This window comes from Jannaschia sp. S6380, from assembly GCF_023015695.1.
Classification (GTDB): domain Bacteria; phylum Pseudomonadota; class Alphaproteobacteria; order Rhodobacterales; family Rhodobacteraceae; genus Jannaschia.
The window spans coordinates 748,174-767,980 of sequence record NZ_JALKAS010000002.1 but is presented as its reverse complement, the minus strand read 5'-3'; the positions used below and the strand labels follow the sequence as shown (position 1 = coordinate 767,980).

The following is a 19,807-nucleotide window of genomic DNA, read 5'->3' as shown; positions in this document are numbered from 1 at the left end:
GGCGCATCAAGATCCGTGCGGAAAGAAACCGCCGCTTACTCCTCCAGCAGCGCACGCATCAGGGCCAGCGTCTCGGGCGCGGCCCAATCCGCCTCGCCGACCAGTTCCGCGACGACCCGGCCCTCGCGATCCAGCAGCACCGTATGCGGCAGGCCCTTCACCCCCATCCCGCGCGCCACCTCCGACCGGGCGTCGAGATGCAGCGGCAGCGTCGTTACGCCGGTATCTGCCCAGAAGCGTGCCATCGCCTCGGGGTTGTGGCGCCCAAAAGCCAGCGTCACCACCTCCAGCCCGTCATCGCCCAGTTCGTCCTGAAGGGCCTGCAGCGACGGCATCTCCGCTCGGCAGGGTGCGCACCAGGTGGCCCAGAAATTCAGCACCACGACCTCGCCGGCATAATCCGACAGGTCCCCGATCGACCCGTCCGCCTGCGTGTAGGCTGTGATCGACGGTGTGTAGGGATCGACCGGTGCCATCTTCGCCATCGTCCCGGTCAGCAGCGCCGGGTCGAGCGCCGCCGCGGGGGTGGCGAGCGCGAGGGTCAGGCCGTATAGCGCGAGGGCAGTCTTCCGCAGCATGAGGCGATCCATGTCTAAACCGTCCGAAGCCAAGTCGAACAAGATGTGGGGCGGCCGGTTCGCGGAAGGCCCGGACGCGATCATGGAGGCGATCAATGCATCCATCGGCTTCGACCGGCGCATGGCGCGCCAGGACATCGAAGGCAGCCGGGCCCATGCCGCGATGCTGGCCGCGCAGGGTATCGTGACGGATACGGATGCCGAGGCGATCCGGGAAGGCCTTCTCACGGTGTTGTCAGAGATCGAGGGCGGGACGTTCGCCTGGTCGACCGCGCTCGAGGACATCCACATGAACGTTGAGGCGCGCCTGACCGAGATCGTCGGCGCCCCGGCGGGCCGGTTGCACACGGCGCGATCGCGCAACGACCAGGTCGCGCTCGACTTCCGCATGTGGGTGCGGGACCAGGCGGATGCCGCCATCGACGCCCTGCCCCGGCTGATCGGCGCCTTGGTGGCCCAGGCGGAGGCCGGGGCCGACTGGGTCATGCCCGGCTTCACCCACCTACAGACGGCGCAGCCCGTCACCTGGGGCCATCACATGCTGGCCTATGTCGAGATGTTCGCCCGCGACCTGTCGCGGTTCCAGGACGCGCGGCGGCGGATGAACGAATGCCCGCTGGGGACGGCCGCGCTGGCCGGCACGTCTTTCCCCATCGACCGCGACATGACGGCGAAGGCCCTGGGCTTCGACCGGCCGGCGGCCAATTCGCTCGACGCGGTGTCGGATCGCGACTTCGCGCTCGAATTCCTGTCCGCCGCGTCGATCTGCGCGATGCACCTGTCGCGCCTGGCGGAGGAGCTGGTGATCTGGTCTTCGGCGCAGTTCCGGTTCGTGACGCTGTCGGACCGCTGGACCACCGGGTCCAGCATCATGCCGCAGAAGAAGAACCCCGACGCGGCCGAGCTTCTGCGTGCCAAGATCGGGCGCATCTTCGGGGCGCAGGCGGCGCTTCTGATGGTGATGAAGGGGCTGCCGCTGACCTATTCCAAGGACATGCAGGAGGACAAGGAACAGGTCTTCGACGCCGCCGACAGCCTGATGCTGGCCCTGGCCGCGATGACCGGCATGGTCGGTGACATGACCGCGAACCGATCTGCATTGGAGGCCGCCGCCGCCTCGGGCTTCTCGACCGCGACCGATCTGGCGGACTGGCTGGTGCGCGAGCTGGACCTGCCCTTCCGCGAGGCGCACCATGTGACCGGCGCGCTGGTCAAGATGGCCGAGGATGCGGGCATCGACCTGCCGGACCTGACGCTCGACCGGATGCGGTCGGTCCATGACGGGATCACCGATGGCGTCTTCGACGTCCTGGGCGTGCACAACTCGGTCGCGTCGCGCACGTCCTATGGCGGCACGGCCCCCGACAACGTCCGCGCGCAGGTCGCGCGGTGGAAGGAGCGTCTCGCATGATCCGCCTGATCCCCCTGGTCCTGCTGCTGACCGCCTGCGGCGTCGACGGCCCCCCGATCCCCCCCTCCGAGGTCGAGGAGGAGCGCCGCCCCGGCGTGACCATATCGGGCAGCGTCGAGGCCGGACTCGTCCGTACCTTCTAGGCCGCGCCGTCGATCCCCTCGCGGGGTCAGGGGCTTGCACCGGCCCCCGTGCCCCGCGTTTGCGCGACGGCCGCGCCGCGCCTAGGCTATGGCCGAAAATGAGGGGGACATCTCCATGGGCATTGTCGGCATCATCGTGGCGGGCCTCGCCGGTTTCGCGTTCGGCGCAGTCTGGTACTCGATCCTCGCCAGGAGCTGGATGGCGGTGTCGGGCGTCCCCGTCGAGAACGGCCAGCCGGCCAACCGCGCGGACCCGGTGCCCTATGTGTTGGGCCTGATCTCGGCCGTGCTGGTCGCGGCGATGCTTGCCTTCGTCTTTGCGCGCGCGGGGGTCGACGGCGCCGGCGAGGGCTTCGTCTGGGGGTTGGGCGCGGGGCTGTTCATCGCCGCGCCGTGGCTCGTCACCTGCTACGGCTTCGCGGCGCGGCCACGGCCGCTGATGGCGATCGACGCAGGATACGCGACCTTCGGCTCGGCCATGATCGGGCTGGTTCTGGGCCTGTTCTGACGGGACAAACGCCGCCGGGGGCCGTTGCGCCCGCGACGCGCGCTGTTACAGTCCGGGAAACGATGGACGGGGGCGGAAGGCCGCCCCGGCAGGAGAGTATTGTGGAAAAAATCCCGATGACGCCGCGCGGAATGTCGGCGCTGCAGGCCGAGCTCAAGCAACTGAAGTCCGAGGAGCGGCCCGCGATCATCCGTGCCATCGCCGAGGCGCGCGAGCATGGCGACCTGTCGGAGAATGCCGAATACCATTCCGCCCGCGAAAAGCAGTCCTTCATCGAAGGGCGCATCAAGGAACTGGAGGGGCTGATAAGCCTTGCCGAGGTCATCGACCCGGCCAAGATGTCCGGCGCGATCAAGTTCGGCGCCACCGTGACCCTGATCGACGAGGACACGGAGGAGGAGAAGACCTATCAGATCGTGGGCGAGCAGGAAGCCGATATCGAGAACGGCCTGCTCAACATCAAGTCGCCGCTCGCCCGTGCCCTGATCGGCAAGGAGGAGGGCGACAGCGTCGAGGTGCGCACCCCCGGCGGCACGCGCGACTACGAGGTCACCGCCGTGACCTACCGCTAGACGCAGGCAGGAAGGGGCGCCCGAAAGATGACTGACCGCTCGGAAACCCTGTCGCGCGCCGAACCCACCGCCCTCGCCACCCGGTTGCGGACCGACGCGCGGCATGGCGGAACGCCCCGGACCGGCGGCACGGATCGGCCGCGCGCCCGGACCCATCCGTCCCGCACACCCGGCCTGTCCATCGTCGAGGTGATGGCCCTGGTCCTCAGCCTTCTCTGGCTCGGGCTCGTCGGCTGGTTCTTCCTGACCATCGAACCCGAGCAGGCCCGGGTCAGCCGCGGCGACCCGCTGGGTTTCATGATGGCGATCCTCGGGGTCTTCCTGCCGGTCGCCCTGATCTGGGTCGCAGCTTCGGCCGCGCGCACCGCTCGCACCATGCGCGAGGAAAGCGCCCGCCTTCAGGGCGCCATCGACGCGATGCGGCTGAGCTATGTCGAGCAGCAGCGCGAGGGCACCGCCGCGCTGCGCCGGGCAGTAGAGGAACGGATCGAGAAGGTCAGCCGCGCGCAGGCCGTTCTGGGCGCCGAGGTCGCCGCTCTCCAGAAGGAGGCGCCACCGGCGCCGGTCATCGCACCGCCCGCGCGCCCCGAGCCGTCGGAGCCGCGCCTGGCGCTCGATACCGGCCCCGAGATCGAGCCACTGCCCCCCGAGGATTTCATTCGGGCGCTGGATTTCCCGGCGAATGAACGCGACGTCGAGGGGTTCCGCGTCCTACGTGCCGCCCTGGAACACCATCAGACGGCGCAGCTTGTGACGGCGGGTCAGGACCTTCTGACCCTTTTGGCGCAGGACGGCATCTACATGGACGATCTGACCGTCCACCGGGCCGAGCCGGCCCTGTGGCGCGCCTTCGCACGCGGCATCCACGGCCCCGAGGTCGCCGCCCTCGGCGGGATACGCGACCGGTCGAGCCTGGCGTTGACCACGGGGCGGATGAAGGACGACCCCGTCTTCCGCGACGCGGTGCATCACTTCCTGCGCACCTTCGACCGCGTCTATCCCACCTTCGCCGAGCGGGCCACGGATGCGGAGCTGATGCGCTTCGCCAACACCCGGACCGCGCGCGCCTTCATGCTGACCGCGCGGGTCGCCGGCACCTTCACCTGAAGACGATCAGGGCTGCAGGGCAAGCCAGCGAAGCAGCCCGTAGACATAGAGCGCCGTGAAGAGAAGGTTGATGTACTTGAGCTGTCGTTCGGTCCTGAGCCAGGCGCACAGGACCCATATCAGGCAGAACGGCAGGCCGAATACCATCGGCCACGGCTGCCAGTTCTGAACGATGGCCACCGTACTGGCGATACCCAGCGCCAGGGCGCTCCATTTCAGGTTCTGTTCGTGCCGTTCCAGCCAGTTGGCCAGACGACCCGAGAACGCATGCCGATCGCGCCGCATGGGGGTCCGTGTGTTGTCGATGTCGGGGGGCCTTCGCGAACGAACCGCGCAGTGACCGCCCCCGCTCTAGCCCGGCAGGCAGCGTCTGGCAAGCACCGCGCGGCCTCTCAGGCGGGCGCCACGGCCTGCCACCGATCCATCGGCGCCTTGGCGGCATGCGAATGGAACGCCATCAGCGACGCGATATCCGCCTCGGACATCTGGGCCGGCACCAGGGCATGGGCATTGCCCACCAGTCCGAAGATCGAGCCGTCGGTGAACAGATGCCCCCCGCCCTGCAGCAGCACACGCGCCTCGGGGCGGCGGTAGTTGCAGAAATCGGCCACCGCCAGCGGGCTGCCATCGGCCAGTTCCAGGTCGATCAGCACGATCGAAGGATCGTTGTCGCACAGCCACAGCGCCGCCTCGTCCTGCGAAGTCGCGTAGGCCAGACGGATCCCGTCGCGTGCCAAGTCCGCGGCGATCCGCGCGCGTCCGGCGGCCGAACGAAACTCGGGGCCGACGATGAGGGCCTTCAGATCAGGTCTCGACATGCAGAACACCTCCGGCGGACGATCCGGTGAAGCACAAAGGCTTACCGCTACGTCAACTTGCGCATCCAAATCTTAACGAAGGGTTAAGCGCCGGGTCGGACCGGAACACATCGGCGAGAGGTTGCCGATTGCAATGGTCCCGACCCCCGGTCTATCCCGGCTGCAAAGCCGGGGCGGAGTGCCGATGACCACCACGATCACGATCTGCGACACCTGCAAGCGCGACGACTGGGATGCCGATTCCGGCCGAACGGATGGCGAGGCGCTCGCCGCACTGGTCGAGGCCGCCGCCGCGGGTGTCGAAGGGGTGCGAACGCGGCGCCATTCCTGCCTGATGGGCTGTTCGGGGGCCTGCAACGTCGCGCTGCAGGGACCGGGCAAGATGGCCTATACGCTGGGGCGCTTCGACCCCACGCCCGACGCGGCCGCAGGACTTGTCGAATACGCCGCCAAACACGCCGCCGTCGAAACCGGGGTCGTGCCGTTCCGGGAATGGCCCGTGGCCATCAAGGGCCATTTCGTGACCCGCCATCCCCCCGTGACGGAATGAACGGACCACCGGCCGCCGATGCCTGACGCACCGACCGTCCCGCCACCCGCGCGCGATCACGGGGGCGGGCTCGATGCCGTCCGGGCACGCTGGGGCGGCGATGTCGATGACTGGCTGGACCTGTCCACGGGGATCAACCCCGACCCCTATCCACTGCCCGAGATGCCCGCGCGGGTCTGGACCGCGCTGCCCGACGCGGCGGCGACCCGGGCGCTCGGCGATGCCGCCCGCGCGTTCTGGGGCGTCCCCGACGGAGCCGACATCCTGGCGGCGCCGGGGGCATCCGCCCTCATTGCCCGCCTGCCGGTGCTGACCCCGCCCGGGCGCGTCGCGATCCCCGGCCCCACCTATAACGAACATGCGGCGGCCTTTCGCGCGGCGGGCTGGGCCATCGATGATGTCGGGCGGGATGCGCAGGTCGTCGTCCATCCCAACAACCCCGACGGCCGCCTGACTGGCCGCGACGAACTGACGGCCCCGTTTGCGATCATCGACGAGAGCTTCTGCGACATCGTTCCCGATGCGACGCATGTCGGGCTGTCGATGCGCCCCGGCACGGTCGTCCTCAAGAGCTTCGGCAAGTTCTGGGGACTGGCCGGCCTGCGGCTGGGCTTCGCCATTGCCACGCCGGACACCCTCGCCCCGCTGCGCGAGGCGCTGGGCCCCTGGCCCGTCTCCGGCCCGGCCCTGGGCATCGGGACGCAGGCCTTGCGCGATACCGGCTGGGCCCGGCGAACCCGGTCGCACCTGGCGGAGGCCGCACGACGCCTCGACGCGGTGATGGTGCCCCACGCCCGGCCAATCGGCGGCACGGATCTGTTCAAGCTGTACGATACGGCCGATGCCCGCGCCTTTCAGGAGCGGCTGGCCCGGCATCGCATCTGGTCGCGAACTTTCCCCTATTCCGACCGCTGGATCCGCCTGGGTCTGCCGCCCGACAACCGCTGGACGCAGCTTGAGGAGGCGCTTGCATGATCCTTCCCGCGGCCATGATCCTCGACGCATGGTTCGGGGAGCCGGACTGGCTCTGGTCGCGCGTCCCGCATCCGGCGGCACTGGCGGGCCGGGCCATCGCCGCCCTCGACCGTCGTCTGAACCGGGGGACGTATCGGCGGGCAAAGGGCGTGCTGACGGTGTTCGTCCTGACGGCGACGGCCGCGCTGACCGGCTGGGTCATCGCGATCCTGCCGGATTTCGGCCTGATCGAGACGATCGCGGCGGCCATCCTGCTGGCCCATCGCAGTCTGATCGACCACGTCCGCGCCGTTGCCGACGGCCTGCGCATCTCCGTCCGCCACGGGCGGGACGCCGTGGCCCGGATCGTCGGGCGCGACACGACCGGGATGGACAGCGCCGACGTCGCTCGCGCGGCCATCGAAAGCGGGGCGGAGAACCTGTCCGACGGGGTGATCGCCCCGTTGTTCTGGTACGCGATCGCCGGTTTGCCGGGGATGATGGTCTACAAGGTCGTCAACACCGCCGACAGCATGATCGGATACCGCACCCCCCGGCATGCGGCGTTCGGCTGGGCGGCGGCGCGTCTGGACGACATCCTGAACTGGGTGCCGGCACGGCTGACGGCAGCGCTGATCCTTCTGGCGAATTTCGCGCCACATCACTGGCACCGCGTCCCGAACGACGCGCATCAGCACCGCTCGCCCAATGCCGGCTGGCCCGAGGCGGCGATGGCCCCCCTGCTGGACATCTCGCTGTCGGGGCCGCGCAGCTATGACGGGGCGATGCAGGACTTTCCCTGGGTCAACCCGACGGGCCGCAAGGATGTCGACGCCGGCGATATCGACCGCGCCTGCACGGCGCTTTGGCGGACCTGGGGCGCGGCCCTGGTGATCGCGGTCGTCCTGGCGCTTCTCTAGACGGGACGAACATCGACCTTCTGCCCGACCATCCGGGCCATGCCGAATGACGTCAGGAAAGACACGTCGGCCGCGTCCCGGCCGATCCCGATCATCGCCATCCGCGAGGCGGTCGTCATGCCCGTCGCATCGATCAGATGCCATGCATCTTCCAACCAGACCTCGGCCACGGCGTGGAAATCGGGCGGGTCGACATCGGGGGCGTAGACCGAAGCCATCCGCGCCGGGATGCCCGAGGCGCGGGCGAAGGCGATCATCACATGCGCATAGTCGCGACAGACGCCCTGCCGCTGCACGAAGCTTTCGCGCGCGGTCGTGGCGGAATTGCTGGTTCCCGGGACATAGCGGAAGGCCCCTTCGATCCAGTCGCGCATGGCCGCGACCCGGGCGCCACCGTCCAGCCCGTCGAATTCGGCCCACACGAAAGCCTCGAACTCGTCGGACGGACAGTATCGCGACGGCATCAGGAAAGACGTCGCCTCGGCCGTCATCGTCCGGGGCGGGTTCGCCGTCAGTGCGGCCCAGTCCGGATCGGGCCGGTCGATCGTCACCTGCGCGCGATAGGTCACGTCCAGCCGGCCCTCCGCCTGCATCCAGGCGCGCGTGCCGAAAGCCGATCCGCCGTCGATCCGCACGAATCCCTCGACCGGCGTCGTGAAAAGCGCGTCTTCGACGATGTTCTGTCCGGCGGCGCGCGCCAGCTCCACCTGCAACAGCAGGTCGGTCGGGGCGTCGAAATCATAGCTGAGGGCGGCTTCGATGCGGAGGTCCATCAAGAACGACACGGGGACAGGGCCGGTGGTTCCGCACGGCGGAAAATTCCGCCGCCTGCAGGTGCGCCCGCGGGGATCACGCCACCAGGGCCTCGGCCTTCTTCAGGTCGACCGAGACCAGCTGGCTGACGCCCTGCTCGACCATGGTGACCCCGAACAGCCGGTCCATCCGCGACATGGTGACGGCGTGATGGGTAATGATCAGGAACCGGGTGGAGGTGCGGCGCGTCATCTCGTCCAGCATGTCGCAGAACCGCGTGACGTTCGCGTCGTCCAGCGGCGCGTCCACCTCGTCCAGCACGCAGATCGGCGCCGGATTGGCCAGGAACACCGCGAAGATCAGCGCCAAGGCGGTCAGCGTCTGCTCGCCCCCGGACAGAAGCGACAGCGTCGATAGCTTCTTGCCCGGCGGCTGGCACATGATCTCCAGACCGGCCTCCAGCGGATCGTCGCTCTCGACCAGTTCCAGCCTGGCCTCGCCGCCCTGGAACAGGTGGCGGAACAGGGTTCCGAAGTTCTCGTTCACGATGTCGAAGGCGTCCAGCAGCCGCTGCCGTCCTTCCTTGTTCAGGGCGGCGATGCCCGCGCGCAGCTCGGCCACGGCCTGCTCCAGATCGGCCTTCTCGGCGGCCAGCAGATCGTGTTCGGCCTGCACCTCGGCGGCGTCCTCCTCGGCGCGCAGGTTGACCGCGCCCAAGACGTCGCGCCGCCGCTTCAGGTCGCCCAGTTCGATTTCCAGCGCCTGCGCGTCGGGGATCGCGTCGGGGTCGACGTCCAGCGTCTGCAGCAGTTCGGCGGGGCTGCGCTCCTGCGCCTCGGCAATTCGAGCCTCGGCTTGGGCCAGCGTCTCGCGTGCCGCGTCCAGGCGCGCCTCGGCCCGGGCGCGGGCCTCGCGCGCCTCGCCGGCGCCGCGTTCGGCCTGTCGGGCCTCGTCGGTCGCCTCGCGCAGCGCCGTCTCGCCCTGCGCCAACGCGTCGGCGGCGGCGGCACGACGGCGCTCGGCCGTTTCAATCTCTCGCGCCAGGGCATCGCGCTGCGTGGCCAACGTCTCGGGCACGGCGCGCGCGGCGGCAAGCTCGGCCTCCGTCTCCGTATGGCGGGCGTTCAGATCCGCAAGCCGCGCATCGGCCGAGGCCAGGCGGCCCCGCCAGTCGCCCAGTTCGGCCGAGACCTCGCGCAGGCGACGGGCCCGGCCCTCGACGTCGCGCTTCATCTCGTCGGCTTGCGCGCGGCGCCCCATCATCGCCATGCGCGCCGCCTCGACCGTGGCGCGGATCGTCTCCAGCGCGGCGCGCGCGCCGTCCAGCGGGGCCAGGTTGCCGCGTGCGGCCTCGGCTTCGCGCAGCGCCTCGCGCGCCTCCAGCATCTCGTCCTCGAAACGCGCGACCGACATCTGCGCGGTCTCCAGCCGGGATGCGGCGGTGCCGCGCAATCCCTCCACCCCGGCCAGACGGCGGCCCGCCTCGGTCAGGGCGCGATCGACATCGCGCCGGGCAGCCCGGGCGGCGGCCTCCTCCTCCTTGCGGCAGGTCAGCGTGCGTGCCAGCGCCTCATGCGCCGCACGCGTACCCTCGGCGCGGCTTGTCGCCTCCTCGAAGTCCTGGCGCAGCGATGCCAGCCGATTGATCTGTTGCAACCGCAGCGCGGCCGCCGACGGGGCGGCTTCCGACGAGGCGCGGAACCCGTCCCAGCGCCAAAGGTCCCCCTCGACCGAGACGAGGACCTGGCCCGGCGACAGTCGCGGCTGCATCTGCGCGGCCTGCTCGGCATCGACGAGGCCGATCTGATCCAGCCGCCGGGCCATGACCGGCGGGCCGTCGACATGCGGGGCCAGCGGGGCAACGCCATCGGGAAGGGCCGCGGGCCGGTCATAGGGCGGCAAGGTCGCCCAGCCGGTCTCCTCCTCGTTTCCGGCTCCGATCTCGGCGGCGCGCAGATCGTCGCCATAGGCCGCCCCGAGGGCCGCCTCATAGCCCGCCGCGACCTTGACGCGATCCAGGACCGGCTCCCCCTCGCCGGTATCGCGGGCCAGCAGACGCGACAGCGCGCTGACCTCCGCCCCCAGCGTACCGGCGGCGCCCTCGGCCTCGGCCCGCTCGGTCCGGGCGGCGCCCTCGGCATCCTGCGCGGCCTCGCGCGCCGTCTCCGCCTCGGTCAGGGCCGTCTCGGCATCCGTGGCGGCCTTCTGCGCCAGCGCGCGGTCGGCGATGGCTTGTTCCGCCTCCGCCTCCGCCTCGGCCAGGGTCCGCCGCGCCGCCTCGACCTGCTCTCGGGCTTGCGCACCGTCCGCCTCGATCCGGGTGAGGCGCGTGGCCGCGTCCTCGGCCAGTCGATTGACGGACTGGTGCCGTGCCGACAGCCGCGCCAGATCCTCCGTCAGGGTGGAAAGCTCCGCCTCCCGGTCGCGCAGGACGGCCGCCGCCTCGCGGGCGGCGTCCTGCGCCACCGCCAAACCCTCGTCCTGACCCTTCGCGGTCTCCTCCAGTTCGGCCGCCTCGGCGGTCAGGCGGGTAATGGTCGCGCCGGCGTCCCGGTTCAGCGTATCCTCGCGCGCGGCGTCCTGCAGCAGCTGCCCCAGTCGCCCCTGCAGCTGCGCGATCTCATCCTGCGCGCGTGCCTCGCGGTCGGCGAGGGTGTCGCGCTGCACCGTCAGCCGCTGCAGGATGGCGCCGGCGACGGCTTCCTCCTCGCGCAGGGGGGGCAGTGCGGTCTCGGCATCGGCCCGCGCGGTCTCGGCCTGGACGGCCAGACGCTCGCCCGTCGCGGCCGCGGTCGCCCTCTCGCGCAGCGTGTCGTCCGCGGCGGCGCGCGCCTGATCGGCCTCGCGCCAGCGCCGATAGAGCAGCATGCCCTCCGCCCGGCGCAACGCCGTCCCGATCTCGCGATAGCGCGCGGCCTGCCGGGCCTGCCGCGCGAGCGAGGCCAACTGCGCGGCCAACTGCTCGATCACGTCATCGACGCGGGCCAGGTTCATCTCGGTCCCGTTGAGCTTGAGCTCCGCCTCGTGGCGTCGCTGGTAGAGGCCCGAGATGCCGGCCGCCTCCTCCAGGATCCGCCGCCGGCGCTGTGGCTTGGCGTTGATCAGTTCGCTGATCTGCCCCTGCCGCACCAGCGCGGGGCTGTGCGCACCCGTCGAGGCATCGGCGAACAGCATCTGCACGTCGCGCGCACGCACGTCCTTGCCGTTCAGCTTATAGGCCGAGCCCGCGTCGCGCGTGATCCGCCGCACGACATCCAGCGCATCCGCGTCATTGAACGCCGCGGGCGCGGTTCGGTCCGAATTGTCGAGCGCGAGCGTCACCTCGGCGAAGTTGCGGGCCGGGCGGCTGGCGGCACCGGCGAAGATGACGTCCTCCATCCCGCCGCCGCGCATCGCCGTCGGGCGATTCTCGCCCATGACCCAGCGCAGCGCCTCCAGAAGGTTGGACTTGCCGCAGCCATTGGGCCCGACCACGCCGGTCAGCCCGTCCGCGATCAGCAGGTCGGTCGGATCGACGAAGGACTTGAACCCATTCAGGCGCAGGCGGGAGAAACGCATGGCCGCAGTTTGTCCGCCCCGACCGGCCCGTCAACAGCCCTCGACCTTATCTGGGGGCGTTTCAGCGGTTTTCCACAAGATATCGCGGTCGCCTGCCGCTCGATGTGGCCGGCGGACGGCGATGCCGGCGGCGGAGGCCAAATACGCGACCTGGGGCCCCCGATGGCGCGATCGGTCGGCCGATGGTCGGGATTGCCGCTTGACGGGCCGGGCGACGGGGGCGCATCACGAGCGGGCAAGGTTCCCCGGCCCGGCCCAGCCGGTGGGGATGAAATGGGAATGCGGTGAAGGTGACCCAACCAGGGACCCGAGGCCGCAGCCGCCCCCGCGACTGTAAGCGGCGAGTGCGGTGCCGACAGGCCACTGGGGCGACCCGGGAAGGCGGCACCAAACTTCGACCCGCGAGCCAGGAGACCAGCCCTGCACCGCGCCCATGCAACGGGGCACGGCACGACGCAACGGACGGGGTGTTCCGTGATCGGGCGACTTGCGTGCAGGCCCCGCCACGACCCCCCTTCACATGAACCGGCCCGCGTATCGGGCGGAAGGGGACAGACATGAAACGCATTCTCACCATCTCGGCGGCGACCCTCGCGGCCACGCCCGCGCTTGCGCATCACCCGCTGGGCGGCCTGCCGATGGAGACCTTCGCACACGGCCTGATGTCGGGTGTCGGCCACCCGGTGCTGGGCTTCGACCATCTGTTCTTCGTGGTGGCCATGGGCATCGCCGCAACCTTTACCGGTCGCGCGCTGACGGCACCTCTGGCCTATGTGGCGGCCATGCTGCTCGGGTGCGCGCTGATGGCGTCGGGCATCGCGCTGCCCGCGGCCGAGACGGTGATCGTGCTGTCATTGCTGGTCATGGGCGGGCTCGTCCTGTCGGGCCGTGCCCTGTCGCCCGGGGCTGCCTTGGCGCTGTTCGCCGGGTTCGGCCTGTTCCACGGCTCGGCCTTCGGCGGGTCCATCGCAGGTCAGGAAGGCGGCGCGGCGATGTCCGTGTTCGTGGGCTACCTGCTGGGCCTGGCCGCGATCCAGTATGCAATCGCGGTGGTCGCCGGCTTCGCCATCCGGCGGCTGTTCGGCGCGGCAACGGCCGCCTCGGTCAATGCGCGCCTCGCGGGGGCCATGGTGGCCGGCGTTGGCGTTTTCCTCGCGCTCGAGATCGTCGAGGGCCCGATCGTGGCGCTTCTCGCCGCCTGATCCCGCCCAACCCTGCGGCCGCCGTCCCGCCGGGGCGGCGGCCATCTTCATCCGGAGCCATCGACATGCACGCCAAGATCCCCGCCACCATCGTCACCGGCTTTCTGGGCGCCGGCAAGACGACGCTGATCCGTCACCTGCTGCAGAACGCGGGCGGTCGGCGCATCGCGCTCATCATCAACGAGTTCGGCGACCTCGGCGTCGATGGCGGCATCCTGAAGGGCTGCGGCATCGAGGGCTGCGCCGACGACGACGTGGTGGAGCTGTCGAACGGCTGCATCTGCTGCACCGTCGCCGATGATTTCGTCCCCACGATGGAGGCGCTGCTGGCGCGCGATACGCCCCCCGACCACATCGTGATCGAGACGTCGGGCCTGGCCTTGCCGCAACCGCTCGTGCGTGCCTTCAACTGGCCCGGCCTGAAGACCCGCGTTACCGTCGACGGCGTGGTCACCGTGCTGGACGGCCCCGCCGTGGCCGCGGGAACCTTCGCCGCCGATGTCGCCGCGGTGGACGCGCAGCGCGCCGCGGATGACGGGTTGGACCACGAGACGCCGCTGTCCGAACTCTACGCCGACCAGGTCGCCTGTGCCGACATGATTGTGGTCAACAAGGTGGACCTGATGGAAGATCCCGCCACGCTCGTCGCCCGTTTGCGCGGCGAGGCGCGGGACGGCGTCCAGGTCGTGCCGGCCAAGATGGGCGCGCTGCCGGCGGACGTCCTGCTGGGGCGCGGCCAATCGGCCGAGGACGACATCGCCGCCCGGCACGAGGTCCACCATCACCACCACCACGATGACGACGACCATGACGACCATCACCACGCGCACGGCCACGACGCGTTCGAGAGCTTCGTCGTCGCGGCGCCCGAGGTGACCGACCCCACCGATTTCGCCCGCCACGTGGCCGCAGTGATCCGCGATCACGGTATCCTGCGCCTCAAGGGGTTCGCATCGGTGGCGGGCAAGCCCATGCGGCTGACCATCCAGGCGGTCGGGCCACGGGTGGACTACTACTACGACCGGCCGCTGGGGTCCGACCCCCGCGTCACGCGACTCGTCGTGATCGGGCAGGCCGGGCTGGACCACGCGGCGATCACCGATGCCCTGCAGGGCGAGGCCGTCCCCGCCTGACGCGCCCGGGGACTCGGGGGCTTAGGCTTCGCTGCGCGCGGCGGCCTCCGCCACGGCGATCCGCGCCGCCAATCGCGCGTTGTTCAGCACCAGCGCGATGTTCGCCGCCAGCGCGCGCCCTTCGGTCACGTCGTTCAGACGGCCCAGAAGGAATGGCGTGACATCCTTGCCCGCCATGCCCCGCGCTTCCGCCTCGGCCAGGGCCGCGTCGATCGTGGCGCCGATCTGCTCCGCATCCAGCGCGTCGGCCATAGGGATCGGATTGGCCACCAGCATCCCCGTCCCCAGCCCCAGCGCGGCGTTCGCCGCCCGGACCGCCGCGATGTCGGCGGGATCGTCGAACCGCTCGCCCGCGACGATGCCCGACCGGCGGGTGTAGAAAGCGGGAAACTCGTCCGCCCCATGGACCGCGACCGGCACGCGCAGCGTCTCCAGCACCTCGATCGTGCGCGGGATGTCCAGGATCGACTTCACCCCCGCGCACACAACCAGGACGTCGGTGGCGGACAGTTCCGTCAGATCGGCGCTGACATCCATGCCATCGCCGCAATGCACCCCGCCGATCCCGCCGGTGGCGAAGGTGCCGATGCCCGCCAGGGCCGCGATCCGCATGGTCGCGCTGACCGTCGTGCCCGCCGTTGCCCCCCGCACGATGCAGGCACCCAGATCGCGCGACGCGGCCTTGACCACATCGCCCCCCTGCCCAAGCCGAGCGATCTGATCCTCGTCCAGACCGGCGCAGGGCCGTCCGTCGATCACCGCGACGGTCGCCGGCACCGCGCCTTCCTGCCGGATGGCATCCTCGACCTGCAGCGCGACCTCGGCGTTGCGGGGCCAGGGCATGCCGTGGCTGATGATGGTGGATTCCAATGCGACCACCGGTCGGCCTTCGGCCAGGGCGGCCTCCATTTCCGGGGTCATCTGCGGTCGGATCATCGGGGCCTCCTGACGTTTCGGCCCCTCTTGCACCCATCCGCCGCCTCCCGCAAACCCTCCCCCGGATCAGGAGGTCGCCATGCATCTGCTCGCCGCGCAACCGGGCGCCATCGACGACGGCGAACCGGTCGATCTGGGCCAGGATCCGGCGGATCTGGTCGTGATCTCGGCGGCCGATACCGAGCTGGCCGCCCTGTCGCAGGCCCGGGCCGAAATGACCGATCCGCCATCCTTGCGGTTGGCGAACCTGACACATCTTCGGCACCCGATGTCGGTCGACCTTCATCTGGACAGTTGCGCCACCCGGTCGCGGCTGGTCGTGGCGCGCATTCTCGGCGGGCGCGGCTACTGGACCTACGGGCTGGAGCAATACGCCGCCCGCCTGCACGAGGCCGGCATCCCCTTCGCCGCGCTGCCCGGCGACGACAAACCCGACGCCGAATTACGCGGTCTCAGCACCGTCGCCGCCGACGACTACGACGCGCTGTGGTCCTGCCTGGTCGAAGGGGGCCCGCAGAACGCCGCGACCTTCCTGGCCCATGCCCGCGCCATGATCGACGGAGCCGATCGCCCGGCCCCCGCGCGCCCGCTTCTGCGCGCAGGGCTCTACTGGCCCGGCGCGGCCGAGGCGACACCCGACACCCTGCGCGCCGCCTGGGCCGAGGGTGCCCCCGTCGTTCCCGTCATCTTCTACCGCGCGCTGTTGCAGGGCGCGGGGCTGAACCCCGTCAACCGGCTGGTCAAGGCGCTCCTGCGGGCGGGCACGAACCCGATGCCGATCTTCGTGGCCTCGCTCAAGGATCCGGTCAGCCAGGCGACGCTGCAGTCGCTGTTCACCGACACGCCCCCCGACGCGGTCATCAACCTGACGAGTTTCGCCGTCGGCGATCCGTCCGCCAATCCGCTGGCCGCACCCTGGGCCGATCGCGCGCCGGTTTTCCAGGCCGTCCTGTCGGGGGGCACCGAACAGGGATGGCAAGACGGCACGACCGGCCTATCGGCCCGTGACATCGCCATGAACGTGGCTCTGCCCGAGCTTGACGGTCGGATCCTGACGCGCGCCATCGGCTTCAAGGGCGAGGCGTTCTTCGACGAGGCCACGCAATGCCCCATCGCGACGTGGAAGGCGCAGGGGGACCGGATCGCGTTCACCGCGAACCTGGTGGCGAACTGGTGCCGCCTGCGCCGCATGGCACCGGGCGATCGGCGGGTGGCCCTCGTCCTCGCGAACTATCCCAACCGCGACGGCCGTCTTGCCAACGGCGTCGGACTGGACACGCCCGCGGCGACCGCGCATGCGCTGCGGCTGCTGCGCGACGCGGGCTATAACGTGGCGCCCCCTGCCGACGGCGCCGCACTGATGGCGCGCATCCTCGACGGGCCGACGAACTGGCTGACCGACCGCGCCGACCGGACGGGGGGCGAACGCCTGCCGCTCGACACGTACCGGGCGTTCTATGACGGGCTGCCCCTCGCCGCGCGACAGCAGGTCGAGGACCGATGGGGCCGCCCCGAGGACGATCCGTTCTGCGCCGACGGCGAATTCGCCCTGTCGATCCACCGCTTCGGCCGCGCGGTCGTCGCCCTACAGCCGGCGCGGGGCTACAACATCGACCCGACCGACACCTATCATTCGCCCGACCTCGTGCCGCCGCACAACTATCTGGCCTTCCACGCCTGGCTGCGCGCGAACGCGGACGCGGTCGTTCACATGGGCAAGCACGGCAACCTCGAATGGCTGCCCGGCCGCGCGGTGGCCCTGGGCGGCGACGACTGGCCGGAGATCGCGCTCGGGCCGATGCCGCATGTCTATCCCTTCATCGTCAACGATCCGGGAGAGGGCACGCAGGCCAAGCGCCGCGCACAGGCCGTCATCGTCGACCACCTGACCCCGCCCCTGACGCGGGCCGAGACCTATGGTCCGCTGCGCGATCTCGAAGGCCTGGTGGACGAGTATTACGAGGCGGCGAATGTCGATCCGCGCCGCATCGACACGCTGCGCACCGAGATCCTTTCGCTGGCCCGCGCCACCGGGCTGGATATCGATGCCGGCATGGACGGGGGCGACGATCTGGCCAAGCTCGACGCCTATCTCTGCGAACTGAAGGAAGCGCAGATCCGCGATGGCCTGCATGTCTTCGGCCAGTCGCCGGCGGGGCGTCTGGCGGACGATCTGCTCCAGGCGCTGCTCCGCCTGCCGCGGGGTGCGGACGAGAGCCTGCCCCGCGCCATCGCCGCCGATCTGGGGCTGGGGTTCGACCCGCTCGACTGCGACATGGCCGCGCCGTGGGGCGGTCCGCGTCCCGCAGCGCTGACTGGCGCGTACCCGTGGCGCAGCACCGGTGACACGGTGGAGCGGATCGAGGACCTCTCTGCCGCCCTGCTGACCGGCGCGGCATCCACCCCCGGCCCGGCGACCGCGACCGTGTTGCGCGACGCGGAACGGCTGCGCGCGACCGTGGCCGAATGCGGCCCGGCCGAGGGGGCGGCGCTGCTGGATGCGCTGGACGGGCGCGCGGTGCCGCCCGGTCCGTCGGGCGCGCCCACCCGGGGCCGGCCCGACGTGCTGCCGACGGGGCGCAACTTCTATTCGGTGGACAGCCGCGCCGTGCCGACGCCGACCGCGTGGAAGCTGGGCTGGAAATCCGCCTCCCTGCTGATCGACCGGCACTTGCAGGATCACGGCGCCTGGCCGCGCGCCATGCTCGTCACCGCCTGGGGCACGGCCAACATGCGCACGGGCGGGGACGACATCGCACAGGCGCTAGCGCTGATGGGCGTGCGCCCGCAATGGGACGCCGCAAACCGCCGCGTCACCGGGTTCGAGATCATTCCGCACACCGCGCTCGGCCGGCCCCGTGTCGACGTGACGCTGCGCGTCTCCGGCTTCTTCCGCGACGCTTTCCCGAGCCAGATGGCCCTTGTCGATGCCGCCGCCCGCGCGGTGCAGGCCCTGGACGAGCCGGATGACGTGAACCCCGCCGCCGAACGTGCGCGCGCGGGCGAGGGACGGGCGCGTGTTTACGGCTCGAAACCGGGGGCCTACGGCGCCGGGTTGCAGGCGATGATCGACGAACGCCTGTGGTCCGACACCGCCGATCTGGGGGCGTCCTACGTCGAATGGGGCGGCTATGCCTACGGCAACGGCGAGGGTACGCCCGACCATGACGGCCTGCGCCAGCGCCTGCGCCAGGCCGATGCGATCGTGCAGAACCAGGACAACCGCGAACACGACCTGCTGGACAGCGACGACTACTACCAGTTCGAGGGTGGCGCCGCCGCGGCGGTGGAAATGCTGCAGGGCGTGCGGCGTCCGATCTATCACAACGACCATTCCCGCCCCGAACGCCCCGTCATCCGCACGCTGGAGGACGAGATCGGCCGCGTCGTCCGGTCGCGCGTCGTCAACCCGAAATGGATCGCCGGCGTCAAACGCCACGGCTACAGGGGCGCGTTCGAGATCGCGGCGACGGTCGACTACCTGTTCGCCTTCGCCGCCACGACCGGTGCGGTGCGCGACCATCATTTCGACCTCGTTTCGGCGGCCGTGCTTGAGGATGACGACACCCGTGACTTCATCGCCGAGGTCAACGCCCCTGCCCTGGCCGATATCGCCGACCGGCTGGCCGAGGCGATCCGGCGCGGGCTCTGGTCGCCGCGGTCGAACTCGGCCCGGGGCCTGATCGAGCGCCACGCGCGCGGCTGATCGCATGTGCGGGCCCGGAGAGACGCGGATCGACCCGTCGGACATCCGATAACGTCCAATGGGACGGCCGAATCCCGCGTTCGGTCCGGCCGCGTCATGGGATATCAGGCTGCCCCCGGCGTATGCGGGGCCAAGCCAGCCTCGGGCCAACGCATGGGAGATTCCCTGCAGGGCGCGATGCGGGTGACCGGCGCAACGGTGCGTCGTCCTTTTCCCGGCAAGACGCCGACCCTTTCGGAGACCAAGACATGAAACGCATTCTTCCCCTCGTCGCCGTGACCGCCCTCCTGTCGGCCTGCGCCCCCGGTGGTTTCATCGACAGCGATGTCGAGCGGGGCCTGGTCGGCGCCGCCGCCGGTTACGGCGCGGCCAAGGTGGTCAAGGGCAATGGCGACCGGGGCGCGATCCTGGGCGGCCTCGCGGGCGTGTTCTGCGACGATGCCGGGATCTGCTCGCCCTCGCGCTGATTGTTGGGGATGCCATCGCGTCCCGCAACCAACGAACAACACCGAACGCCCGCCCTGCCCGGCGGGCGTCTTGGCATGACGGGGGTCGGTCAGCCCGATCGGCAGTCCAGCGCCATGTTCACCAATGCGATATCGCCGCTGGCCGATCCGGGAATCACGGAACAGGCGGTCGCGGTTTCCGTCGCGGCCACGGCTGCGGCGATGACACCGGCGAGATCCGGACGCCAGGCCGGGTTCGTGCGCGTGGCCTGTGCCGACTCGGCGTTCCAATTGATGCGAAAGTCGTGCCCGCCGGCACTGGCCGTGCCCTTGCGATCCAACCCGTCGAGCGGATGCGCCGTGTTGCAGGCCGTCAGGATGGCGATGAGGAGCGGAGGGGCGAAATGCTTCATGTCCGGACCTATCGCGTTCATCGGTTAAGGGACGGTTAACGGGACCGGGCGCGCCGCCCTTGACCCGGCCCGCCCCGCCCCCGACAGTCGGCCCCGTTT

19 protein-coding genes and 1 riboswitch are annotated in these 19,807 nt (G+C 70.5%); of the genes, 12 read left to right on the top strand and 7 right to left on the bottom strand.

The window, feature by feature from the left end:
- Window positions 1–35 precede the first annotated feature (35 nt).
- Window positions 36–590, bottom strand: coding sequence for a TlpA disulfide reductase family protein (locus MWU52_RS16825; protein WP_246954246.1), 555 nt, complete (start codon window positions 588–590; stop codon window positions 36–38).
- On the opposite strand from MWU52_RS16825, the gene argH reads away from it, so the two are divergent.
- The 5 genes from argH to MWU52_RS16800 all read left to right on the top strand — a co-directional run bounded on the left by argH (window position 589) and on the right by MWU52_RS16800 (window position 4,319).
- Complete coding sequence (gene argH, locus MWU52_RS16820; RefSeq protein ID WP_246954244.1) at window positions 589–1,989, top strand: argininosuccinate lyase; 1,401 nt, start codon at window positions 589–591, stop codon at window positions 1,987–1,989. The two genes, MWU52_RS16825 and argH, sit on opposite strands and share 2 nt — an antisense overlap.
- Window positions 1,986–2,132 carry an argininosuccinate lyase gene (locus tag MWU52_RS16815; RefSeq protein ID WP_246954242.1) on the top strand — a complete coding sequence of 49 codons (147 nt, stop codon included), beginning with the start codon at window positions 1,986–1,988 and terminating at the stop codon, window positions 2,130–2,132. Before argH ends, MWU52_RS16815 begins: the two co-directional genes overlap by 4 nt.
- Window positions 2,133–2,247: 115 nt before the next feature.
- Window positions 2,248–2,640: a DUF1761 domain-containing protein gene (locus MWU52_RS16810; RefSeq protein ID WP_246954240.1), complete on the top strand. Its 393-nt coding sequence runs from the start codon at window positions 2,248–2,250 to the stop codon at window positions 2,638–2,640.
- 101 nt (window positions 2,641–2,741) lie between these two features.
- Window positions 2,742–3,212, top strand: coding sequence for a transcription elongation factor GreA (gene greA, locus MWU52_RS16805; protein ID WP_246954238.1), 471 nt, complete (start codon window positions 2,742–2,744; stop codon window positions 3,210–3,212).
- 27 nt (window positions 3,213–3,239) lie between these two features.
- Window positions 3,240–4,319: a hypothetical protein gene (locus tag MWU52_RS16800; RefSeq protein WP_246954237.1), complete on the top strand. Its 1,080-nt coding sequence runs from the start codon at window positions 3,240–3,242 to the stop codon at window positions 4,317–4,319.
- 6 nt (window positions 4,320–4,325) lie between these two features.
- On the opposite strand, the gene MWU52_RS16795 is transcribed toward MWU52_RS16800, so the two are convergent.
- Together MWU52_RS16795 and MWU52_RS16790 are read right to left on the bottom strand one after the other, a co-directional pair.
- Window positions 4,326–4,604 carry a peptidase gene (locus MWU52_RS16795; protein WP_246954236.1) on the bottom strand — a complete coding sequence of 93 codons (279 nt, stop codon included), beginning with the start codon at window positions 4,602–4,604 and terminating at the stop codon, window positions 4,326–4,328.
- Between the two features lie 107 nt (window positions 4,605–4,711).
- Window positions 4,712–5,137, bottom strand: a complete 426-nt coding sequence (locus MWU52_RS16790; RefSeq protein ID WP_246954235.1) for a hypothetical protein — start codon at window positions 5,135–5,137, stop codon at window positions 4,712–4,714.
- Window positions 5,138–5,321: 184 nt separating this feature from the next.
- Between MWU52_RS16790 and MWU52_RS16785 the strand changes: the two genes are divergently transcribed.
- Genes MWU52_RS16785 through cbiB form a run of 3 tightly spaced genes read left to right on the top strand, consistent with a single transcriptional unit; the run spans window position 5,322 to window position 7,561 of the window.
- The gene (locus tag MWU52_RS16785; RefSeq protein WP_246954234.1) at window positions 5,322–5,687 is read left to right on the top strand and encodes a DUF1636 domain-containing protein; all 366 of its coding nucleotides are present in this window, start codon (window positions 5,322–5,324) and stop codon (window positions 5,685–5,687) included.
- An 18-nt stretch (window positions 5,688–5,705) separates the two neighbouring features.
- Complete coding sequence (locus tag MWU52_RS16780) at window positions 5,706–6,662, top strand: threonine-phosphate decarboxylase (protein ID WP_246954233.1); 957 nt, start codon at window positions 5,706–5,708, stop codon at window positions 6,660–6,662.
- Entirely contained in the window at window positions 6,659–7,561 is a 903-nt protein-coding gene (gene cbiB / locus MWU52_RS16775) for an adenosylcobinamide-phosphate synthase CbiB (RefSeq protein WP_246954232.1), read from the top strand. The genes MWU52_RS16780 and cbiB overlap by 4 nt, the downstream gene beginning before the upstream one ends.
- On the opposite strand, the gene MWU52_RS16770 is transcribed toward cbiB, so the two are convergent.
- Both MWU52_RS16770 and smc read right to left on the bottom strand, forming a co-directional pair.
- On the bottom strand, window positions 7,558–8,334 hold the full coding sequence (locus tag MWU52_RS16770) for a transglutaminase family protein (protein ID WP_246954230.1): 777 nt from the start codon (window positions 8,332–8,334) through the stop codon (window positions 7,558–7,560). The genes cbiB and MWU52_RS16770 overlap by 4 nt on opposite strands.
- A gap of 76 nt (window positions 8,335–8,410) precedes the next feature.
- Window positions 8,411–11,872 (bottom strand): chromosome segregation protein SMC, encoded by a 3,462-nt coding sequence (smc, locus tag MWU52_RS16765; protein WP_246954228.1) that lies wholly within the window; start codon window positions 11,870–11,872, stop codon window positions 8,411–8,413.
- A 221-nt stretch (window positions 11,873–12,093) separates the two neighbouring features.
- Window positions 12,094–12,310: riboswitch (cobalamin riboswitch) on the top strand.
- Between the two features lie 119 nt (window positions 12,311–12,429).
- On the opposite strand from smc, the gene MWU52_RS16760 reads away from it, so the two are divergent.
- Entirely contained in the window at window positions 12,430–13,074 is a 645-nt protein-coding gene (locus MWU52_RS16760; RefSeq protein WP_246954226.1) for a HupE/UreJ family protein, read from the top strand.
- 65 nt (window positions 13,075–13,139) lie between these two features.
- On the top strand, window positions 13,140–14,207 hold the full coding sequence (gene cobW / locus MWU52_RS16755; protein WP_246954225.1) for a cobalamin biosynthesis protein CobW: 1,068 nt from the start codon (window positions 13,140–13,142) through the stop codon (window positions 14,205–14,207).
- 21 nt (window positions 14,208–14,228) lie between these two features.
- Here the strand turns inward: cobW and MWU52_RS16750 are convergent, their stop codons facing one another.
- A complete protein-coding gene (locus MWU52_RS16750; protein ID WP_246954224.1) occupies window positions 14,229–15,143 on the bottom strand; it encodes a pseudouridine-5'-phosphate glycosidase in 915 nt (304 codons plus the stop codon).
- Between the two features lie 79 nt (window positions 15,144–15,222).
- On the opposite strand from MWU52_RS16750, the gene cobN reads away from it, so the two are divergent.
- Window positions 15,223–18,849, top strand: a complete 3,627-nt coding sequence (gene cobN / locus MWU52_RS16745; protein ID WP_246954223.1) for a cobaltochelatase subunit CobN — start codon at window positions 15,223–15,225, stop codon at window positions 18,847–18,849.
- 248 nt (window positions 18,850–19,097) lie between these two features.
- Window positions 19,098–19,316, top strand: a complete 219-nt coding sequence (locus MWU52_RS16740; RefSeq protein ID WP_246954222.1) for a hypothetical protein — start codon at window positions 19,098–19,100, stop codon at window positions 19,314–19,316.
- Between the two features lie 89 nt (window positions 19,317–19,405).
- Here MWU52_RS16740 and MWU52_RS16735 read toward each other — a convergent pair whose 3' ends face one another.
- Window positions 19,406–19,708, bottom strand: coding sequence for a hypothetical protein (locus MWU52_RS16735; RefSeq protein ID WP_246954221.1), 303 nt, complete (start codon window positions 19,706–19,708; stop codon window positions 19,406–19,408).
- Between the last annotated feature and the right edge of the window lie 99 nt (window positions 19,709–19,807).

What these genes read in the sequence shown, in the direction of transcription:
- argH (WP_246954244.1), top strand. Translation starts at nt 589, where the DNA reads ATGTCTAAACCGTCCGAAGCCAAGTCGAACAAGATGTGGGGCGGCCGG.
- MWU52_RS16825 (WP_246954246.1), bottom strand. Translation starts at nt 590, where the DNA reads ATGGATCGCCTCATGCTGCGGAAGACTGCCCTCGCGCTATACGGCCTG.
- MWU52_RS16815 (WP_246954242.1), top strand. Translation starts at nt 1,986, where the DNA reads ATGATCCGCCTGATCCCCCTGGTCCTGCTGCTGACCGCCTGCGGCGTC.
- MWU52_RS16810 (WP_246954240.1), top strand. Translation starts at nt 2,248, where the DNA reads ATGGGCATTGTCGGCATCATCGTGGCGGGCCTCGCCGGTTTCGCGTTC.
- MWU52_RS16800 (WP_246954237.1), top strand. Translation starts at nt 3,240, where the DNA reads ATGACTGACCGCTCGGAAACCCTGTCGCGCGCCGAACCCACCGCCCTC.
- MWU52_RS16795 (WP_246954236.1), bottom strand. Translation starts at nt 4,604, where the DNA reads ATGCGGCGCGATCGGCATGCGTTCTCGGGTCGTCTGGCCAACTGGCTG.
- MWU52_RS16790 (WP_246954235.1), bottom strand. Translation starts at nt 5,137, where the DNA reads ATGTCGAGACCTGATCTGAAGGCCCTCATCGTCGGCCCCGAGTTTCGT.
- MWU52_RS16785 (WP_246954234.1), top strand. Translation starts at nt 5,322, where the DNA reads ATGACCACCACGATCACGATCTGCGACACCTGCAAGCGCGACGACTGG.
- MWU52_RS16780 (WP_246954233.1), top strand. Translation starts at nt 5,706, where the DNA reads ATGCCTGACGCACCGACCGTCCCGCCACCCGCGCGCGATCACGGGGGC.
- cbiB (WP_246954232.1), top strand. Translation starts at nt 6,659, where the DNA reads ATGATCCTTCCCGCGGCCATGATCCTCGACGCATGGTTCGGGGAGCCG.
- MWU52_RS16770 (WP_246954230.1), bottom strand. Translation starts at nt 8,334, where the DNA reads ATGGACCTCCGCATCGAAGCCGCCCTCAGCTATGATTTCGACGCCCCG.
- smc (WP_246954228.1), bottom strand. Translation starts at nt 11,872, where the DNA reads ATGCGTTTCTCCCGCCTGCGCCTGAATGGGTTCAAGTCCTTCGTCGAT.
- MWU52_RS16760 (WP_246954226.1), top strand. Translation starts at nt 12,430, where the DNA reads ATGAAACGCATTCTCACCATCTCGGCGGCGACCCTCGCGGCCACGCCC.
- cobW (WP_246954225.1), top strand. Translation starts at nt 13,140, where the DNA reads ATGCACGCCAAGATCCCCGCCACCATCGTCACCGGCTTTCTGGGCGCC.
- MWU52_RS16750 (WP_246954224.1), bottom strand. Translation starts at nt 15,143, where the DNA reads ATGATCCGACCGCAGATGACCCCGGAAATGGAGGCCGCCCTGGCCGAA.
- cobN (WP_246954223.1), top strand. Translation starts at nt 15,223, where the DNA reads ATGCATCTGCTCGCCGCGCAACCGGGCGCCATCGACGACGGCGAACCG.
- MWU52_RS16740 (WP_246954222.1), top strand. Translation starts at nt 19,098, where the DNA reads ATGAAACGCATTCTTCCCCTCGTCGCCGTGACCGCCCTCCTGTCGGCC.
- MWU52_RS16735 (WP_246954221.1), bottom strand. Translation starts at nt 19,708, where the DNA reads ATGAAGCATTTCGCCCCTCCGCTCCTCATCGCCATCCTGACGGCCTGC.